This window comes from Streptomyces sp. NPDC044063 (assembly GCF_056434285.1).
In genome coordinates this window covers 258,104-274,193 of sequence record NZ_JBWKFM010000004.1, presented here as the reverse complement: position 1 = coordinate 274,193, position 16,090 = coordinate 258,104, and the positions used below count along the sequence as shown (strand labels likewise).

General features: G+C 71.1%; 18 protein-coding genes. 8 read left to right on the top strand and 10 right to left on the bottom strand.

All coding sequences use genetic code 11. From position 1 onward, the window contains the following. Positions 1–118: 118 nt before the first annotated feature. Positions 119–520, bottom strand: a complete 402-nt coding sequence (locus AC07BS_RS08025; RefSeq protein ID WP_478930925.1) for a hypothetical protein — start codon at positions 518–520, stop codon at positions 119–121. Further along, positions 517–915, bottom strand: a complete 399-nt coding sequence (locus AC07BS_RS08020) for a DUF7848 domain-containing protein (RefSeq protein ID WP_478644013.1) — start codon at positions 913–915, stop codon at positions 517–519. The genes AC07BS_RS08025 and AC07BS_RS08020 overlap by 4 nt, the downstream gene beginning before the upstream one ends. A 366-nt stretch (positions 916–1,281) precedes the next feature. On the opposite strand from AC07BS_RS08020, the gene AC07BS_RS08015 reads away from it, so the two are divergent. Continuing rightward, the gene (locus AC07BS_RS08015) at positions 1,282–2,634 is read left to right on the top strand and encodes a hypothetical protein (RefSeq protein WP_478644015.1); all 1,353 of its coding nucleotides are present in this window, start codon (positions 1,282–1,284) and stop codon (positions 2,632–2,634) included. Between the two features lie 2 nt (positions 2,635–2,636). On the opposite strand, the gene AC07BS_RS08010 is transcribed toward AC07BS_RS08015, so the two are convergent. Next, positions 2,637–3,653 carry an NAD-dependent epimerase/dehydratase family protein gene (locus tag AC07BS_RS08010; RefSeq protein WP_478644018.1) on the bottom strand — a complete coding sequence of 339 codons (1,017 nt, stop codon included), beginning with the start codon at positions 3,651–3,653 and terminating at the stop codon, positions 2,637–2,639. Between the two features lie 505 nt (positions 3,654–4,158). Here AC07BS_RS08010 and AC07BS_RS08005 point away from each other — a divergent pair. Continuing rightward, a complete protein-coding gene (locus tag AC07BS_RS08005; protein WP_478930922.1) occupies positions 4,159–5,271 on the top strand; it encodes a WD40/YVTN/BNR-like repeat-containing protein in 1,113 nt (370 codons plus the stop codon). Between the two features lie 32 nt (positions 5,272–5,303). Here the strand turns inward: AC07BS_RS08005 and AC07BS_RS08000 are convergent, their stop codons facing one another. Both AC07BS_RS08000 and AC07BS_RS07995 read right to left on the bottom strand, forming a co-directional pair. Then, a complete protein-coding gene (locus tag AC07BS_RS08000) occupies positions 5,304–5,630 on the bottom strand; it encodes a putative quinol monooxygenase (protein WP_478644022.1) in 327 nt (108 codons plus the stop codon). A gap of 215 nt (positions 5,631–5,845) precedes the next feature. Beyond that, positions 5,846–6,760: a LysR family transcriptional regulator gene (locus AC07BS_RS07995; RefSeq protein WP_478930920.1), complete on the bottom strand. Its 915-nt coding sequence runs from the start codon at positions 6,758–6,760 to the stop codon at positions 5,846–5,848. A 95-nt stretch (positions 6,761–6,855) separates the two neighbouring features. On the opposite strand from AC07BS_RS07995, the gene tdh reads away from it, so the two are divergent. Beyond that, entirely contained in the window at positions 6,856–7,896 is a 1,041-nt protein-coding gene (tdh, locus tag AC07BS_RS07990) for an L-threonine 3-dehydrogenase (RefSeq protein WP_478644027.1), read from the top strand. A 41-nt stretch (positions 7,897–7,937) separates the two neighbouring features. Next, the gene (locus tag AC07BS_RS07985) at positions 7,938–9,107 is read left to right on the top strand and encodes a glycine C-acetyltransferase (protein WP_478644193.1); all 1,170 of its coding nucleotides are present in this window, start codon (positions 7,938–7,940) and stop codon (positions 9,105–9,107) included. A gap of 167 nt (positions 9,108–9,274) precedes the next feature. On the opposite strand, the gene AC07BS_RS07980 is transcribed toward AC07BS_RS07985, so the two are convergent. The 5 genes from AC07BS_RS07980 to AC07BS_RS07960 all read right to left on the bottom strand — a co-directional run bounded on the left by AC07BS_RS07980 (position 9,275) and on the right by AC07BS_RS07960 (position 13,453). Further along, positions 9,275–9,466, bottom strand: coding sequence for a hypothetical protein (locus AC07BS_RS07980; protein WP_478644028.1), 192 nt, complete (start codon positions 9,464–9,466; stop codon positions 9,275–9,277). A gap of 31 nt (positions 9,467–9,497) precedes the next feature. Next, positions 9,498–9,647, bottom strand: coding sequence for a hypothetical protein (locus tag AC07BS_RS07975; RefSeq protein WP_478930917.1), 150 nt, complete (start codon positions 9,645–9,647; stop codon positions 9,498–9,500). Between the two features lie 51 nt (positions 9,648–9,698). Further along, on the bottom strand, positions 9,699–11,186 hold the full coding sequence (locus tag AC07BS_RS07970; protein WP_478931000.1) for an ISL3 family transposase: 1,488 nt from the start codon (positions 11,184–11,186) through the stop codon (positions 9,699–9,701). 150 nt (positions 11,187–11,336) lie between these two features. Continuing rightward, a complete protein-coding gene (locus AC07BS_RS07965) occupies positions 11,337–11,918 on the bottom strand; it encodes a hypothetical protein (RefSeq protein ID WP_478930915.1) in 582 nt (193 codons plus the stop codon). 215 nt (positions 11,919–12,133) lie between these two features. Beyond that, positions 12,134–13,453, bottom strand: coding sequence for a DUF418 domain-containing protein (locus AC07BS_RS07960; RefSeq protein WP_478930913.1), 1,320 nt, complete (start codon positions 13,451–13,453; stop codon positions 12,134–12,136). 308 nt (positions 13,454–13,761) lie between these two features. Between AC07BS_RS07960 and AC07BS_RS07955 the strand changes: the two genes are divergently transcribed. From AC07BS_RS07955 to AC07BS_RS07940, 4 genes are all read left to right on the top strand, one after another. After that, entirely contained in the window at positions 13,762–14,142 is a 381-nt protein-coding gene (locus AC07BS_RS07955) for a hypothetical protein (protein WP_478644033.1), read from the top strand. Next, positions 14,139–14,948 carry a transcriptional regulator gene (locus tag AC07BS_RS07950; RefSeq protein ID WP_478930911.1) on the top strand — a complete coding sequence of 270 codons (810 nt, stop codon included), beginning with the start codon at positions 14,139–14,141 and terminating at the stop codon, positions 14,946–14,948. The genes AC07BS_RS07955 and AC07BS_RS07950 overlap by 4 nt, the downstream gene beginning before the upstream one ends. 97 nt (positions 14,949–15,045) lie before the next feature. Beyond that, a complete protein-coding gene (locus AC07BS_RS07945; RefSeq protein ID WP_478930909.1) occupies positions 15,046–15,438 on the top strand; it encodes a roadblock/LC7 domain-containing protein in 393 nt (130 codons plus the stop codon). 115 nt (positions 15,439–15,553) lie between these two features. Further along, complete coding sequence (locus AC07BS_RS07940) at positions 15,554–15,928, top strand: hypothetical protein (protein WP_478644036.1); 375 nt, start codon at positions 15,554–15,556, stop codon at positions 15,926–15,928. The last annotated feature ends 162 nt before the right edge of the window (positions 15,929–16,090 follow it).

Below are 16,090 nucleotides of genomic sequence, written 5' to 3'. Positions count from 1 at the left end.
GCCTGCGGTGGGTGGGTGCAACGCACTGCCCGGCAGGCTTGAGGCCCCGCGCCGGCCGGGCCTCCCGAGGGGGAGGGGAAGTTCTCGGGGTCTTCCGGCGAGCGCGGGGAGTCGGTGGTCACAGCGCTGCCACCGCCCGGGGGTAGGAAGGCTCTACAGCCCGGGGATACAGCGGCGCGGCCGTCAGGAAGGCGAACGGGGCGACGACCAGTGCGTACGCCTCCCCGTGGCGTAACTCGGCCATGGCCTGCTCGTGCGCCCGGACATCGCATTCCCACGTCCGCAGGATCTGGGTCGGGTCCGGCCTCGACACCGGGTAGCCGGCTCGGAGGAGCCCGAGGTGCTGCGGGTCTTCCGGGGCGGGGTCGAGCCGGCTGGCCGCGTGCAGGGCGTGCCACCGTAACCAGCGGACCGCCAGGCGGGGAGTCCTCGTAGGCTCTCCCGCCAGGGCGAGAAGCCGGGAGCCGTCCCGCGCCAAGCCGTGCAGTTCGCACCAGAACCGGTACGACGGGCGGTTCACCGTGTCACCTTCGAGGGCGGCTCGCGCTGCTCCACGTCGGCGTACGGGTTGTCGCGACAGGGCTCGGTCCGCCAGAACGTCTCGGCGTGCAACTTGAAGACCCGGCACTCGGGGCTGCGGCCGGTGTGGTTAAGCGTCCATTCCTGGGCCGGGCCGGCGTCGTTGTCCGTGGCCGCCGACTCAGCGCCGCAAGCCACGCATTCCATGGAATAGATGGCGTCAGGTACACCATCACCTGTCAGGAGTCGCAGTGCCCAGTTGGCGATGATCAGGTGCAGTCGAGGAGTCACCGGCGGCCGCCTCCGTCCCGGCTGGCCCGGTTCTTCTCCGCCAGCCGAGCACCGAGTTGTACAGACGTCGGGGCCGGCTCGATGTCGGACGGGGCTGCTTCCCATTCCTTCCCGCCACCGGGCGGGCGCAACTGGTAGCGCGGACCGCACCGGTCCATGACGAACCCCACCCTGTGGTCACGCTTGTCGCGTACGACGTCGTGCCGTTCGAAAGTCCTCTGCTGTGAGTCCTCGGGTCTCACCGGAACCCCTCGTGCTCGGCGGTTGGTGTGTGCGCTCCAGCGTCGGGGATTACGGCTGACATCTCGATGCCGCGGACTGGTCATCTGCATCGCCTTCGAGTGACCTCGCGGAGGCCACAGGTCACGGCGACGCCTTCTTGCCGCCATCTTCACGGCCGAGGTCCGTTTCCGGCTCGCCGGTGGTATCCCGGTGAGTAGGTGTGCTCACTCGACGATTGGAGAGCCCGGGGTGGACAGCGCTCCCGAGACCCTGTTGAGGCGCTTGGCGCGTGCACGCGGCATCGAGCCGTATGCCGCGTTCCGCCCGGAGTACGAACGCGCAGCTCGCGAGTTGAGCACTCAGGACAACGACCCCGAAATCCGCCAGGCCACGCTGAGCCAGCGGCAGTACTCCCGATGGCTGGCCGGGGACGTCAAGGAAGCCCCCTACCCCGTGGCCTGCCGCATCTTGCGGCACATGTTCCACCACTCGGCCGGTGACCTCCTCACCTTGGCACCGCCGACCGAGCTCCGCCCGCAGATCACTTGTGCTGTACCGGCACCGCCGACCATCACGGAAGACGAGCTACTCATGTCTGCACACGATGCCGCCTCCCACGCTGGCGACGCCGCTTCCCAAGCGCTTTCCCCCGCAACCCTTGACCTCCTCCACAACGAGGTCGTGACCCTCGCGCAGAAGTACCACCTGAAGCGTCCCGACGACGTTTTCCGGGCCGCACGTGCCGTCCGCGAGAAGGTCGAACGGCACATGCCGCTCACCCACCGACCCGACCAAGAAACCGACCTGTACGTCATTGCGGGGCAGGCATGTGCCCTGATGGCCTCAGCCGCTTTCGACCTCGGTTCCCAAGAAGCAGCGCGCACCTTGACCTACGCCGCACTCGGATACGCCCGGCCGATCGACCATCATCCCCTCATGGCCTGGAGCAGCGGCAATCTCGGGCTCCTGGCCTACTGGGGCAACCGACCGGCTGAAGCCGTCGGGCACGTCCGGGCCGCACAGGAGATAGCAACGTCGGGAACCTGCCAGGCCCGCCTGCACAGCATCGCCGCCCGCGCATACGCCTACCTCGGCGACGCACGGTCCGTCGAGCGCGAACTCCATGACGCCGAAGAAGCGGACCGGAGCCACCAGGACGAGCTCCACGACGGCGTCGGTGGAGAGTTCGCCTTCCCCCTGGAGCGAGCCGCCATGTCGGCCGGTACGTCGTGGGTCCTCCTGGGCAACGGCCATCAGGCCGTGCATGCCTCAACCAAGGCGATCACGATCCTGCAAGGGGTGCCGGCCGATCAACGCTCCACAAAGGTCGGTGCCGAAGCCGCTGCCGATCTGGCGCTCGCCCATCTGCTGAACCAGGACCTGGAGGCTGCCGCCTACACCCTGGAGGCGGTGTTCCGCCTCAACCCCGACCAGCGCGTAGACGGCCTCATGTTGCGCATGGCCGGGGTCCGCTCTCAGCTGCTGACGGCACCTTTCCGGCAGGCTCGAATCGCCTCGGAACTGGGCGAGCGCATCGAAGAGTTCAGTCTGAACTCCGCAAGGACATTGCTACCTCTGCCGGCCCCCCGAGCGCTCACCTAGATTCACCCGCGGGCGGCTCGCCATTCCGCCAGGAGCGCCGCTTCTTTTCCGGCATCGAGGCCCATGGCAGCCGCCCGTTCATGCTCGACGGCACTGTTTCCACCGGACAGCCATTCCCAGGTGTCCGTCACCGTCTCGATAAGAGAACGACACGCGAGACCCGCTTCCTGGGCACGCTTCCCCGATACCTGCCACGTCCCGGGATAGGTCCGCCACAACGGGATCTCCGTCCATTGCCTCGCCCCACGGGAGACGAGGAAGTCGGCGTCCACCCACTCCAATTCGACGTCGGATCGGCCAGTGACTTCGATGCAGGCGTTCAGGAATTCCCCCATGGTCGAGTGCCCGATGGGAGCGACGGCGTTGAAGACGGCGTTGCCGCCGGCCTGACCGAGCTGGTCACAGGTGAACTTCGCGAGGTCTCGCACGTCCACGGGCTGAAGGGGCTGCTCCGGCCGTCCGGGGGCAAGTACCACGCCACCTTGGGCAATGCGCCGCAACCACCACGGCAGCCGCCCGACGTACTCGTGCGGCCCGAGGATGACGCCGGGCCTCAGGATCGTCAGGGCGTCGGGGACGTTGGCCTTCGCGGCCTCCTCGCACTGTGCCTTGTCCTGGCCGTAGGGCACGTTGACGTCCGCCGGCATCCCTTCCGTCGGCTCGGCCTCTGCGAGGGTGGGCATGTCCTCGAACAGAGGCAGCAACGGCCATCCTGCGTACACCGAGACCGTCGACAGGTAGACGTACCGGCTCATGACCGGTCCTAGGATCCGCGTAGCGGCATCAACGGTGTCGGCCGCCATCCCCGACGTGTCCACCACCGCGTCCCACGGGCCACGCGATGCGAGCTTCTTCAGGTCGTCTTCACTGGTCCTGTCCCCCTTCAGCGCGACAACGCCTTCTGGATTGACGCCAGTGCGCCCCCGGTTGAAGACGGAAACCTGCCAGCCTCTCCGTAGACCCTCCTCCGCGATGCAGCGTCCGAGGAAATGCGATCCGCCCATGATCAGAACGTCCATGCCGAAGATCCTGCCCCCTGGCGAGGGCCTTGCGCCACCACCCGGCGCGTCGACTCCGGGGTGCGCCCCCTATGCCGCTGGGGGCGATGACGTGCCGAGCGGAGACCGCGCGAGAACGACCGGGTGGGCTGGTTGGTCGACCGCTTAGCGTGACAGCGCGGCCTCCGCCCCGGTCGCAGCCGGGCTGCTCAGCGGGCGGCGCCCGGGAGGTGCCGGATCCGGGCCCTTACGTCGTGGGGCGCAGCACCCGCAACAGGGTCTCGTCCCAGCCGTACCCCCGGAGGCGGCGGGTTATCCACGGCCGTCAGAGTCAGCGCCACGCCCGGCTGACCGGCACGTTGCGTCACCGCGTCGGCACGCCCCGCGTTTTTGCGTCAAGCACCTTTTACGCCAGGAAATCTGACGCTGAATCGGGCTGTGCGACGAAGGATCGGCCGCGTAGAACAAGATCGTCGACCGACATCGCACGACCCGTGCGCCCACCGTGCCCCACAAGGGAGAGTCCATGAAGCGCCTCGGTGCCGCCGTCACCACGGCAGCCGCCGCCCTCGTCCTCGCCGTGCCGTCCACCGCCCTCGCGGCCGGACCCGGCGCGCCGGCGTGGCCGGCTCCGTCCTGCGCCCGGGTGACGGGGGACGGCGGGGTCACCTTCACCACCGACGACGGGGCGAGCCTCGCGCCCACCACCGGCACCCTGAGGACGACCAGCTACACCCACGGACTGGTGGCGCTGGACACCCCGGGCACCCTGCTGGCCACGCGCGACGGCGAGTTGCAGCGCTCCACGGACGCCGGCTGCACCTGGACCCGGGTGGCCGCGCTCGGCAGCGGTTCGACCCGGCTGACGGCCGCCAAGGGCGGCCGGGCCTTCGCCTGGGAGATGAGCGGGCGCTTCCTGGCCCGCACCGACGGGCGGACCGTCACCCTGCTGACGTCGCCCACCGCGGACATCGTGGGCCTGGGCACCGACCGGGCGCGCCCGGACCACGTACGGATCGCCGGGCGCGACGGCCGGCTCTACGACTCGGCGGACGCCGGCGCCACCTGGCGCGCCGTCGGCACGGCCGCATTCGGCGGCGGGACGAGCGTGTACGCCGTGTCATTCGACCCGTCCGACCTCGACCACGCCGTCGCGGGCGGCATGGTGCGCGGCGGCGAGGTGACCACGGACGGCGGCGCCACCTGGAAGCCGTCCACCGGGCTGTCCACCGGCTCGGCGAACCTCTTCTCCGCCGTCGTCTCCCCCGCCGACTCCTCGGTCGTCCACGGCCTGGGCGTCGACCTGGTCGAGGCCGCGCCGGGCTCCGGCAAGGAGGGCCGCCACCTGTACCGCTCGACGGACGGTGGGCGGACGTTCGCCAAGGTCGTCGACGACACGGCGGAGACCAAGCTGACCAACAGCACCCTGCTGGCCGCGAGCCCCGTCGACCGGGACGTCCTGTACTTCGAGTACGGCACGTACTACGCGGGCTACGGAACGGACCTCTTCCGCCTGAACGCCGCCACGGGCAGGGTCACCAAGACCCACAACGCCCATGACGGCATCTCGGCCATCGCCTTCCACCCCGCGCGGCCGAACGTGATGTACCTGGGCCTGGAGGAGGTCCGGGTCGACTGACCCACGGCCGCGGCCCGTCAGGTGGCCGAGGATCAGCCGCGCGGCTGGACCTCGGCCATCGCCGACCAGTCGCTGCCCGGCACCTCGACGTTGATGATCTTCGGCGTCTCGGCGACGGCGTCGGGCATCCACGCCATGGCGTCCTTGAAGTGCTGGGAGTTCACGTGCGCCTCGCCCGCCGCGCCGTCCGCGAAGGCCTCCAGCAGCACGTACTCGTGCTCGTTGTCCACGCTCTTCGACCACTCGTAGAAGAGGTTGCCCGGCTCCTCGCGCGTGGCGCGGGTGAACTCGGCGACGTCCTCGAGCCACCGCTCGCTGCGCTCGGGGCGGATGGTGAATTTCACGGCGATGAAGATCATGCGGTGCTCCAGCGGTCGTCGTTCTGGCGTTCCCGGTGTTCCCGGTGTTCCGGGCGGAACCGCACCCATCGTGCCGTCCGGGCGCCGGGGCGGCGAACGGCGGCGCGCGCATTCCGGCCCTGCCGGAAAACCGGCCGGATCGGCCACCGCATCGACCGCCGGATCGGCCACCGCATCGACCGCCGGACCGACCGCCGGACCGGCGGCTCCCGCCCTCAGGTCGTGAGCACCGCCGCCTGGGCCCGCAGCGCGTCCAGGGCGAGCCGCAGCAGGGGGTGGCTCTCGCTGCCCCGGCGCACCGCCGTGAAGACCCTGCGGGTGGGGCCCGGGCCCCGGACCGGCAGGACGGCCGGGGTGAGGGCCGGGCGGATGCCGTGCAGCGCCGAGCGGGGCACGAGGGCGACGCCCGCGCCCACGGCCACCAGGGCACAGACGGCGGAGAAGTCGTCCGACAGGCACTCCACGCGGGGCTGGAAGCGTGCCTCCTCGCAGGCGCGTACGACGGCCTCGTGGACGGGGTTGCCGGGCCACGGGGTGATCCACAGGTCGTCGCGCAGCTCGGCGAGGTCGACCTCGGCCGCCCCCGCGAGCCGGTGACCGGGCGGGAGCACCGCGTCGAAGGGTTCCGCGTAGAGGGGGGTGCGCAGCAGCTGTCCGTCCATGGCGCCGAGCGAGTCACGGTGCTCGACGGCGACGGCGATGTCGACCTCGCCGTCCATGAGCAGCCGGGCGCTGGTGTGCCCCTCGGCGTCCTTGACGCGCACCCGTACCTGGGGCGCGCGCTCGCGCAGGGTGGCGACGGCGGGGGCGACGACCTCGGTGATGGAGGTGGCGAACGCCGCGACGGCCACCTCGCCGGCCAGTCCGGTCGAGCAGCGGGCGAGGTCGGCCTCGGCCCGTTCGAGCTGGGCGGCGATCTCCGTGGCGTGCCGGGCGAGGACGCTGCCGGCGGCGGTGAGCCGGACGGTGCGGCCGCGCCGCTCCAGCAGGGTGTGCCCGGTCTCGGTCTCCAGGGCCGCCAGCTGCTGGGAGACCGCGGAGGGCGAGAGGTAGAGGGCGTGGGCCGCGGCGGTGACGGTGCCGTGCTCGGCGAGGGCGCGCAGCACCCGCAGGCGGCGGGGGTCGATCATGTGTCCAGTGTCCCAGATCATGAAGCACGACTTCACAGGCAGCCTCGTAAAACGTTGATGGACTTCACAGTCCCCAGGCGTCACAGTGATCCCTCATGAGGGCATTGGTGAAGACGACCGCCGCACCCGGTCTCGAACTGACCGAGGTACCGACGCCGCGGGCAGGCGCCGGACAGGTGCTGATCAAGGTGCTGCGCACCGGCATCTGCGGTACCGACCTGCACATCGACGCGTGGGACGAGTGGGCGGCCCGCGTGGTCCGCGCCCCGCTCGTGCTCGGCCACGAGTTCGCCGGCGAGGTCGTGGAGACCGGCCCCGGCGTGACCGGCGTGAAGACCGGCGACATCGTCAGCGGCGAGGGCCACCTCGTCTGCGGCACCTGCCGCAACTGCATGGCCGGCCGCCGCCACCTGTGCATCCGCACCGTCGGCCTGGGCGTGAACACCGACGGCGCCTTCGCCGAGTACGTGGTGCTGCCGGAGTCGAACGTCTGGGTCCACCGCCACGAGATCGACATCGACGTCGCCGCGATCTTCGACCCGTTCGGCAACGCCGTGCACACGGCCCTCTCCTTCCCCGTCCTCAACGAGGATGTGCTGATCACCGGCGCCGGCCCCATCGGCATGATGGCCGCGGCCGTGGCCAACCACGCCGGAGCCCGCTCCACCGTCATCACCGACGTCAGCCCCTACCGGCTCGCGCTCGCCGAGAAGATGGGCGCCACCGTCGCCCTCGACGTCTCCGCCCGCCGCATCGCCGACGTCATGCCGGAGCTCAGCATGACCGAGGGCTTCGACGTCGGCATGGAGATGTCCGGCCGCGCCGACGCCCTCCAGGACATGATCGCCACCATGTCGCCGGGCGGCCGCATCGCCGCCCTCGGCCTGCCCGCCGGCGACGTGAGCATCGACATGGCCACCGTCGTCACCCGCATGCTCACCCTGCGCGGCATCTACGGCCGCGAGATGTTCGAGACCTGGTACGCGATGTCGGTCCTGCTGCGCAGCGGCCTCGACATCTCCCCGGTGATAACGCACCGCTTCGGTTTCGAGCAGCACGCGGAGGCGTTCGCCACCGCCCGCTCCGGCCAGTGCGGGAAGGTCGTCATCGACTGGACCCGGCCGACCCTCCCCTGACGCAGCCCCGACCACACGACGAGGAGTCCCCCGTGTACAGCATGCGCGAGCACCTGCGCACCGAGCTGCAGGGCATCCGCGACGCCGGCCTCTACAAGTCCGAGCGCGTGATCACCAGCCCGCAGTCCGCCGCCATCAGCGTCGCCGACGGCCGGGTCGTCAACTTCTGCTCCAACAACTACCTCGACCTCGCCGACCACCCCGACGTCATCGCCGCCGCCAAGCGCGCGCTCGACGAGTGGGGCTTCGGCATGGCCTCCGTGCGCTTCATCTGCGGCACCCAGTCGCCGCACAAGGAGCTGGAGCGGCGCATCTCGGAGTTCCTGGGCACCGAGGACACCATCCTCTACAGCTCCTGCTTCGACGCCAACGGCGGTGTCTTCGAGACGCTGCTCGGCGCCGAGGACGCGGTGATCTCCGACGAGCTCAACCACGCCAGCATCATCGACGGCATCCGCCTGTCGAAGGCGGCCCGCTTCCGCTACCGCAACCGTGACATGGCCGACCTGGAGCGCTGCCTCAAGGAGGCGTCCGGCGCCCGCCACAAGCTGATCGTCACCGACGGCGTGTTCTCCATGGACGGCTACATCGCGCCGCTGGACGAGATCTGCGACCTCGCCGAGCGCTACGGCGCCCTGGTCATGGTCGACGACTCGCACGCGGTCGGCTTCGTCGGTGAGGAGGGCCGGGGCACCCCGGAGCTGTTCGGCGTGACCGAGCGGGTCGACATCATCACCGGCACCCTCGGCAAGGCGCTCGGCGGCGCCAGCGGCGGCTACGTGGCCGCCCGCGCCGAGATCGTGGAGATCCTGCGGCAGCGCTCGCGCCCGTACCTCTTCTCGAACTCCCTGGCCCCCTCCATCGTCGGCGCCTCGCTGCGGGTCCTGGAGCTGCTGACCGAGTCCGGCGACCGCCGGGCCCGGCTGCGGGAGAACACCGCGCTGTTCCGCAAGGAGATGACCGCCGCGGGCTTCGACGTCCTGCCCGGCGAGCACGCGATCAGCCCGGTGATGGTCGGCGACGCCGCGCTGGCCGCCCGGATGGCCGCGGCGCTGCTGGAGAAGGGCATCTACGTGATCGCCTTCTCCTACCCCGTCGTGCCCAAGGACAAGGCCCGCATCCGCGTCCAGCTCTCCGCGGCCCACTCGCGCGAGGACGTGCTGCGCACGGTCGCGGCGTTCCGCGAGGTCCGCGACGAGCTCGCGGTCTGACGGAGATCCGGTACGAGGAAGGGCCCCCGCACGGTGTGTGCGGGGGCCCTTCCTCGTACACCCGGGTCACCAGGTGATGTTGTGCGCCATCCCGTTGAGGATCAGGACGATCAGTACGGCCAGCACGGTGATGGCCGCCTTCTGCCGGCCGGTGGCGGCGGACTGCCTCATGCCGTGGCCCCCTTCCCCGCGAGCGCGACCGCGACCGTTGCCGCGGGCGCCCCGCTGATCTTGTGGTCGCCGCCGCCGCCCTCGCCCCCGTCGGAGGCGAAGAGGGCGAACCCGCCGACGGCTAGGGCCACGAGCACCGCGAGGATCACGGTCAGTACGGTGAGGACCGTCTTGGCGGTCATGGTCATGCGGCCTCCCTCGTTCGAGGTCAGATGTTCTTCAGGTACCCGCCCCGGTAGCCGTACTCATTGGCCAGACCTCCTGGCGCTTGTCGATCTGTATGCCGAAGCCCTTGTAGATGATGCTGCCTTCCCAGTTGACCGAACCGTGGGCGTACGAGCCGTCCTGCCACGCCTTGGGCACACTCATGGAGATGGAGACGGCGGCGTTGAAGTTGGCTCTGACCGCGTCTCCGTGAAGTCAGTGGTGGGTGAGGACTCGGGTGCGGAGGAGCTTGAATGTAGCCCTTCCGTACATGGCCCTTTTGAGGGTTTTGATGCGGTTTACATGACCTTCGACGACGCCGGAACTCCACGGCAGGGTGAGGCCGGCGGTGACGGCGTCGAAGTCCTGGAGGAGGGAGTTGGCGAAGCCCCGCATCGGCTTGGGGGAATCCTGGACGGCCTGGTGGATCCACTCCATCAGGACGGTGCCGCGTCGGTTTCGGGTGATGTCCAGGAAAGCCCAGGTGAGGTCGCATGCCCGGGTGATGTCCGGGCATGCGAGCCGGACGCGGAGCAGTTGGGCCTCCTCCTCGTCGGTGAGGGTCTCGCGGAGCCGGGTGACCCAGGCGGCGATCGTGCTGGGGCTGGGCATGGGGGCGTGGACGGTTTCGGCCTCGCCGATGGAGAAGCGTGCGAGGTATCGCTCGACGGTCCTCACGTGGCCGCGGAAGCCGCGTTCGCAGAGTTCGCGGTGAAGCTGTGCGCCGACCGCCTTGCTGCCGAGCTGCAGCAGACGCAGATGGAGGTAGGGCTTGAACGGCGAGATGCCGGTGCTCGGCCGGCGGTTGGCTGCCGAGGCGAGCAGGTCCTCGAGCGGCGTCTTCTTGTACTTGTGCACCGTCCTGGGGTCCAGCTCCAGACGGCGGGCGACGGCGTTGACCGCCATGCCCTCGTCCAGGAGCCGGTGGATGTCCTCGTAGCGGTGGCGGGTCCGTTCGACCATCGCGGTCCGGGGCAGCTCCTGCAGTGGCTCGATCGTCGGCGGGGAGGGCCTTGCTTCGTTCTCCGCGTGTTTCCGCAGGCAGCTGCGGTGCTGGTGGCATGTCTTCTCCAGTGCGTTCGAGAGGTTCTGGAGCAGGTGCCATCGGTCGGCGACTTCCAGGGCGTGGGGTGCGGCCTTCCGGATGGCCTTGGTGTAGGCGCTGGCCCGGTCCCGGCAGATGATCTCGGCACCGGGGTGCTGGGCCAGCCAGTCGGCGAGAGTCTCCGCCGTGCGGTCAGGCAGTACGTCCACCACCCGGCTGGCTTCCACGTCGATGAGCACAGTTGCGTACCGGATCCGGCGCCGCAGAGCAAAGTCATCAACCCCGAGAACTCTCGGTGCCCGTGCGGGCACCGGCGGGGCCTGCAACAACCCCAGCAGCAGGGTCCGCCCGGCCTTCAGCTGCACCTTCCCGCACAGACGGGCGCCAGGGCGCCCGCCGAGCTCGACGGCCACCGCGTGCAACCGCTGCTTCAGCCCCACAGAGATCCGTCGGTGCCGCTCGGTGAAGCCGGCGACCTGCTCGGCGAAGGTCCGGCGCGGACAGGACTTCCGGTCGCAGAAGAACCTGCGGACCTTGAGCCGGACCACGACCTGCCGCGGCCCCAAGGGCCGTTCGGCAAGCCGACGGTGGTACGAGCTGTGCACTCGCCTCGCGCTGGCCCGGCAGTCCGGGCAACGGCCCGGCCGACCGACGGCCACCGCTTCCACCACGAGCCCTCCGGAGGACTCCACCACGCTCCCCACCCGCACACCGATCCCGGGGAACAGCACATCCTCGATCGTCTTGGTCGTCACGGAGCAGAACACCCCGGTGAAACGATCTTGCGTTCCCCATGCCGACCTGCGGATTCACGGAGACGCGGTCAGAGCCTTGAAGTTGCGCTTGGCGCCGTCGGCGAAGTTGACCCGCTGGATCCGGTTGCCGTCGGTGTAGTAGTTCACCCACACCTTCAGCTTGGTCACGGTGACGCCGAGGATCTTCTGGGACACCTCGTACCAGGACTCCCAGGTGCCACGGGAGAGCTTGCCGCCGGCCCGCAGGTCGTTCACGGCGCCGGGGGCGAAGGCGGCCTGGTGCTTGGTCTCCAGCACGATGTCGCCCTTGTACAGCGACGTCGAACGCTCGGCGGCGCCGGCCCGCGTCGTCTCCTGCAGCAACGCCCGCAGCACCTTCGGGTCGTCGAGGTAGCCGAGGTACTTCCGCTGCCGGTCGGGCGACAGCTTCTTGAACTCCTTCAGGGCCTGCCCCGCGCCCTCCTCCCGCGAGGAGGCGAGGTACTTCGCGTAGGCGGCGGGCGTGGCGGTCGGCGCGGTGCGCGCGGCGCCGGACGCGGCGCCGGTGGCCGCGGTGGCGGTGGTGACGGTGCCGCCCGCGAGGACGGCGGCGGTACCCAGGGTGGCGATGGCTCTGATGGCGCTGCGACGGTTCACGTCTTCCTCCCCGTCCCCCAACGAGTCACGATGCGCGGGCTGTTGGGGGTCCCCGGCCCGCGAGGTCGATCCTGCGGGCGCGCCGGGAGGTGGGACAAGTGATTTGAGAGAGTTCTGAGTAACACGCGACCCACCTCCGGTTCCTCTTTCCCCCGGCGCCCCAGGCGTCGAGCACCGTACGGGCGTTCCGCCGTGCCCGCGGCCCGCGGCGGGTCTCAGGTGCGCAGCAGCCGCTTCTGGAACAGCTCCAGCGGACCGGTGGGGAAGCGGCGCAGCCACAGCCGCGATCCCGCCATGAGCAGCAGGCAGACCGCCGCCCACAGTCCGACGACCCACCACGGGCCGGTGCCCTCCAGGCGGGCCGCCAGTCCCAGGCCGATGCCGTAACAGGCCAGCATGCACAGCAGGTTCTGGGCGACGTAGCAGGACAGGGCGGTCCGGCCGACCGAGGCGAGGCCCCGCGCGACCGGCCCCTGCCGGACCGGCCGGTCGGTCAGCAGGCCGATGACGCCGATGCAGCCGACGGCCACCAGGGGGGCGGCGACGTAGCGGCCGACGAGGAAGAAGTCGGGGCCGGCCAGGGAGGCGGCGAGGTTGAGCGGGAGCCCCAGGCCGAGGCCCCAGCGGAGCATACGGGCCCGCAGGCTCCGTCCGGTGGCGTCGGAGCCGAAGGCACCGGCGCGGTACAGCCGTACGCCGAGGAGGAAGAGGAAGACCAGCAGGCCGAAGGAGAGCACCGGTTCCATGCGCAGCACGCCGGCGTTCCGCAGGCGGAAGAGGACCTGGTCGAGGTAGCCGCCGTGGGCATAGAGGTCCACCACCGTCGCGCTGGGCCCGTCGGCGGAGGATCCGGACGAGCCGGAGGAGCCCGAGGAGCCGGACGAGGACGACGAGGCGAAGGTGGCCAGGGTGAGCAGGGACATGAGGGCGACGTGGAGGCCCGCCGCCGTCCACATCACCGCGTTCCGTACCCGGTCGCTCCGGTTGAGCAGCCGGGCCACGAGGAGCGCGGTGACCGCGTAGCCCATGAGGACGTCCCAGGCGAAGACGAGGGCGAAGTGGAACGTGCCCTCGGCGAGGAGGAAGAGCGCGCGGCGCCGGTAGCGACCGGGCCAGGGGCGGCCGTGCCGGGTGGCGGAGGCGTGCTGGATGGCCAGTCCCACGCCGAAGAGGAGGGTGAGCATGGCCAGGGACTTGCCGTCGGCGAGGAAGCGGAGGACGCCCTCGACGGCGTGGGGCAGGCTCGGTTCGGTGAACAGGCGGCGCAGCGAGGGACCCTCCGTGGAGCTGGAGGCGGAGAGTATGCCCCACTCGGCCCCGGGCCCGGCGAAGATCCAGACGTTGGTCATGAGCGTGCCGAGGATGGCCGTGCCGCGCAGCACGTCGAGGAGCGGCAGCCGCCCCGGCGGGCCGGCGGCGGTCCCCGGCCCGGCTCCGGGGACGGCTCCGGGCCCGGCTCCGGGGACAGTTCCGGCCGGGGTCCCGGACGGGCTTCCGGCCGGGGTGCCGGGGGTCGTCCGCGCGATGTCCGACATGGAATCCTCCGAAGCGATCGTTTGCGGTCGTTTCCCTTCATCCTCGGGCGCGCACAGTGCGACAGACCTCGTAAGCGGAGATGAAACGGGTCTACATCCTTCGATGTAGGAGCAGCGGAATTCGGCCATCCAGCGGCCGCCCTGACCTGCGCGAACCCCCCACATGTGCCCGGAGAAAATGCCAAACCCTCACCGGACACCGCCGTTTTCGAATACCTTCCGTCGCAGGCGACACGCCGGCGGTGATCGAGACACCCGTACGGAGTCGCGGCGTCGCCCTGCCGCCGCGCGCTACTGGAGAGGACCGTGTGACCGGTATCGACGGGTGCCTGACCGAGGCCATGACCATTCCCGGTGCCCGGGGCGTGAGCCTCGTGGACTGGACCAGCGGGCTCACCCTGGGGGCGGTGGGCGAGGGGCCGGAGGGCGACCACGAGACGGCGGCGGCGGACGCCGCCGAACTGGCGCGACTCGCCTTCGAGAACGGCGCGTTCACCCGGGCCGCCCGGCCCGGCCCGGTGGAGGACCTGGTCGTCACGGCCCGGGGCAGCTACCACCTGATGCGGTTCGTGGAGACGGCGTTCGACAGCAGCGTCTTCCTCTACGTATGGCTGGACCGCGCCGAGGCCAATCTCGCGGTGGCGCTGTTCCGGCTCAAGGACCTGACGGCCCGGCTGGTGCTGTCATGAGCGCCGTCACCCCGGCCGCCACCGGCGCGGACCCCGGGACCGCCGCACTCGCCCGGCTGGCCGCCGCCGGGGCGACGGGCGCGCTGCACGGCGGCACCGGCGCGCTCTACCTCGCCGACGGCGCCGTGGCGCACGCCGAGAGCCCCGTGGTCCCCGACGTCGGCCGGCGGCTGACGGCGGGCGGCCGGCTGACGGCCGAGGAGTGGGCGGAGGCCGTCGCGGACGGCGGCCCCGGATACCGGGCCGGCCGGCTGCTGGTCGAGCGCGGCCGGCTCACCCGCGGCGAGCTGGAGCTGTGCCATCTGAGCACCCTCTTCGACGCGGCGTACTTCGTGCTGCCCCCGCCGGAGGGACCCCAGCGCGCGCCGCACCGCTTCCTCGCGGAGGCCCGGCACTGGCTGGGCCCGGTCCGCCCGGTGCCCGTACCGCTGCTCCAGCGGGAGGTGCGCCGGCGCCGCGAGCTGCTGCGCCGGGCCTGGCCGTGGCCCGAGGTGGACACGGCGCCGGTGGTGCCGGTGCCCGGGGCCCTGCCGGCGGGCCGGGGCGCGGCCGGGCCGACGGGCGGCCGGCGCGCGGTCCTCCAGGCGGCCGACGGGGTCCGCACCCCGGTGCAGATCGCGGGCGCGCTGGGCCGCTCGGCCTTCGCCACGCTCCTCGACGTCCGGCGGCTGGCCGCCGCGGGCCTGGTCCGCACCCCGCCGCGGGACGCCCCGCGCGGCGGGCCCCCACCACGGGCCACCGTGGCGGCCTGCGCTCCGGAGATCTCGCTCCTGTACCGGATCCGCGACGCCCTGGAGGCCCTGTGACCCCGATCCGTCCCGCGACCGCACCGTGCCCCGGCCGGGTCCACCCGATCTCATGATGAGGCGCGCCTTGAGGCAGCTCACCGGAAGGAGACAGTCGATGACCGCCGCACCCGAGGTGCTCGCCGAGCTCCAGGGGTTACGTGTCCGGGTACCGCACCTGACGGGTGCGCTGGTGGCGAGCACGGACGGGCTGGTGATCGCGCATGTCGTGACCGACATGGAACCCGACGGCGTGGCCGCCCTCACCGCGGCCGCGCTGGGCGTGGGCGCCCGGCTGGCGGACGCGGTGGGGCACGGCGGCTTCCGCGAACTGATCGTCAGCGGCGAGCGCGGCTACGTCGCCACCTACGCGGCCGGCGGCTCGTGCGTGCTGACCCTGCTGGCCTCGGCCGATGCCAACGTGGGCCGGCTGAACCTGGAGGCGCGCCGGGCCGGGACGCGCATCGCCGCGCTGGCCGGGGCCGCCCTGGAGCGCCAGCGGCAACCGTGAGCCGGCGGGCCCCTCCCCTCCCCCTATCCCTTCCCCACCATCCGATCCACGACATCCACCCCAACCGACATCCATCCGATCCCGACACCCATCCACGAGGAAGCGACACACACTCATGGCGAACACCGAAACGGCCCTCAAGGACGCGATGAGCTCGATCGACGGAGCTCTCGGCGTGGCCCTCGTCGACTACGGCAGCGGCATGGCGCTCGGCACCCTGGGCGGGTCCCAGTCGCTCGACCTGAACGTCGCGGCCGCGGGCAACACCGACGTCGTACGGGCCAAGCTGCGGGCCATGGAGATGCTGAACATCCAGGACAGCATCGAGGACATCCTCATCACCCTCAGCGGCCAGTACCACCTGATCCGGCTGCTGACCGGGCGCGGCGGCCAGGGCCTCTTCCTCTACCTCGTCCTGGACGGCAAACGGGCCAACCTCGCGATGGCGCGCCACCAACTGCGGCGCATCGAGGGCGACCTGGAGGTCTGACGACGCCCGGTGGGCGGGGCCCGGTCCGGCCCCGCCCACCGGATTGATTTGTCGACAAACCGCTGTACTGACCGGCGTTCGGCTGACGTTCGGCTGACCCTGTGTCACCTGGTGCCCAGTCAGACTCCTCCGGATTGCGGGGTCACCTCGCCCGCCGCAGGG

What these genes read in the sequence shown, in the direction of transcription:
- AC07BS_RS08020 (WP_478644013.1), bottom strand. Translation starts at nt 915, where the DNA reads ATGGGAAGCAGCCCCGTCCGACATCGAGCCGGCCCCGACGTCTGTACA.
- AC07BS_RS08010 (WP_478644018.1), bottom strand. Translation starts at nt 3,653, where the DNA reads ATGGACGTTCTGATCATGGGCGGATCGCATTTCCTCGGACGCTGCATC.
- AC07BS_RS08005 (WP_478930922.1), top strand. Translation starts at nt 4,159, where the DNA reads ATGAAGCGCCTCGGTGCCGCCGTCACCACGGCAGCCGCCGCCCTCGTC.
- AC07BS_RS08000 (WP_478644022.1), bottom strand. Translation starts at nt 5,630, where the DNA reads ATGATCTTCATCGCCGTGAAATTCACCATCCGCCCCGAGCGCAGCGAG.
- AC07BS_RS07995 (WP_478930920.1), bottom strand. Translation starts at nt 6,760, where the DNA reads ATGATCGACCCCCGCCGCCTGCGGGTGCTGCGCGCCCTCGCCGAGCAC.
- tdh (WP_478644027.1), top strand. Translation starts at nt 6,856, where the DNA reads ATGAGGGCATTGGTGAAGACGACCGCCGCACCCGGTCTCGAACTGACC.
- AC07BS_RS07985 (WP_478644193.1), top strand. Translation starts at nt 7,938, where the DNA reads ATGCGCGAGCACCTGCGCACCGAGCTGCAGGGCATCCGCGACGCCGGC.
- AC07BS_RS07980 (WP_478644028.1), bottom strand. Translation starts at nt 9,466, where the DNA reads ATGACCATGACCGCCAAGACGGTCCTCACCGTACTGACCGTGATCCTC.
- AC07BS_RS07975 (WP_478930917.1), bottom strand. Translation starts at nt 9,647, where the DNA reads ATGAGTGTGCCCAAGGCGTGGCAGGACGGCTCGTACGCCCACGGTTCG.
- AC07BS_RS07960 (WP_478930913.1), bottom strand. Translation starts at nt 13,453, where the DNA reads ATGTCGGACATCGCGCGGACGACCCCCGGCACCCCGGCCGGAAGCCCG.
- AC07BS_RS07950 (WP_478930911.1), top strand. Translation starts at nt 14,139, where the DNA reads ATGAGCGCCGTCACCCCGGCCGCCACCGGCGCGGACCCCGGGACCGCC.
- AC07BS_RS07945 (WP_478930909.1), top strand. Translation starts at nt 15,046, where the DNA reads ATGACCGCCGCACCCGAGGTGCTCGCCGAGCTCCAGGGGTTACGTGTC.
- AC07BS_RS07940 (WP_478644036.1), top strand. Translation starts at nt 15,554, where the DNA reads ATGGCGAACACCGAAACGGCCCTCAAGGACGCGATGAGCTCGATCGAC.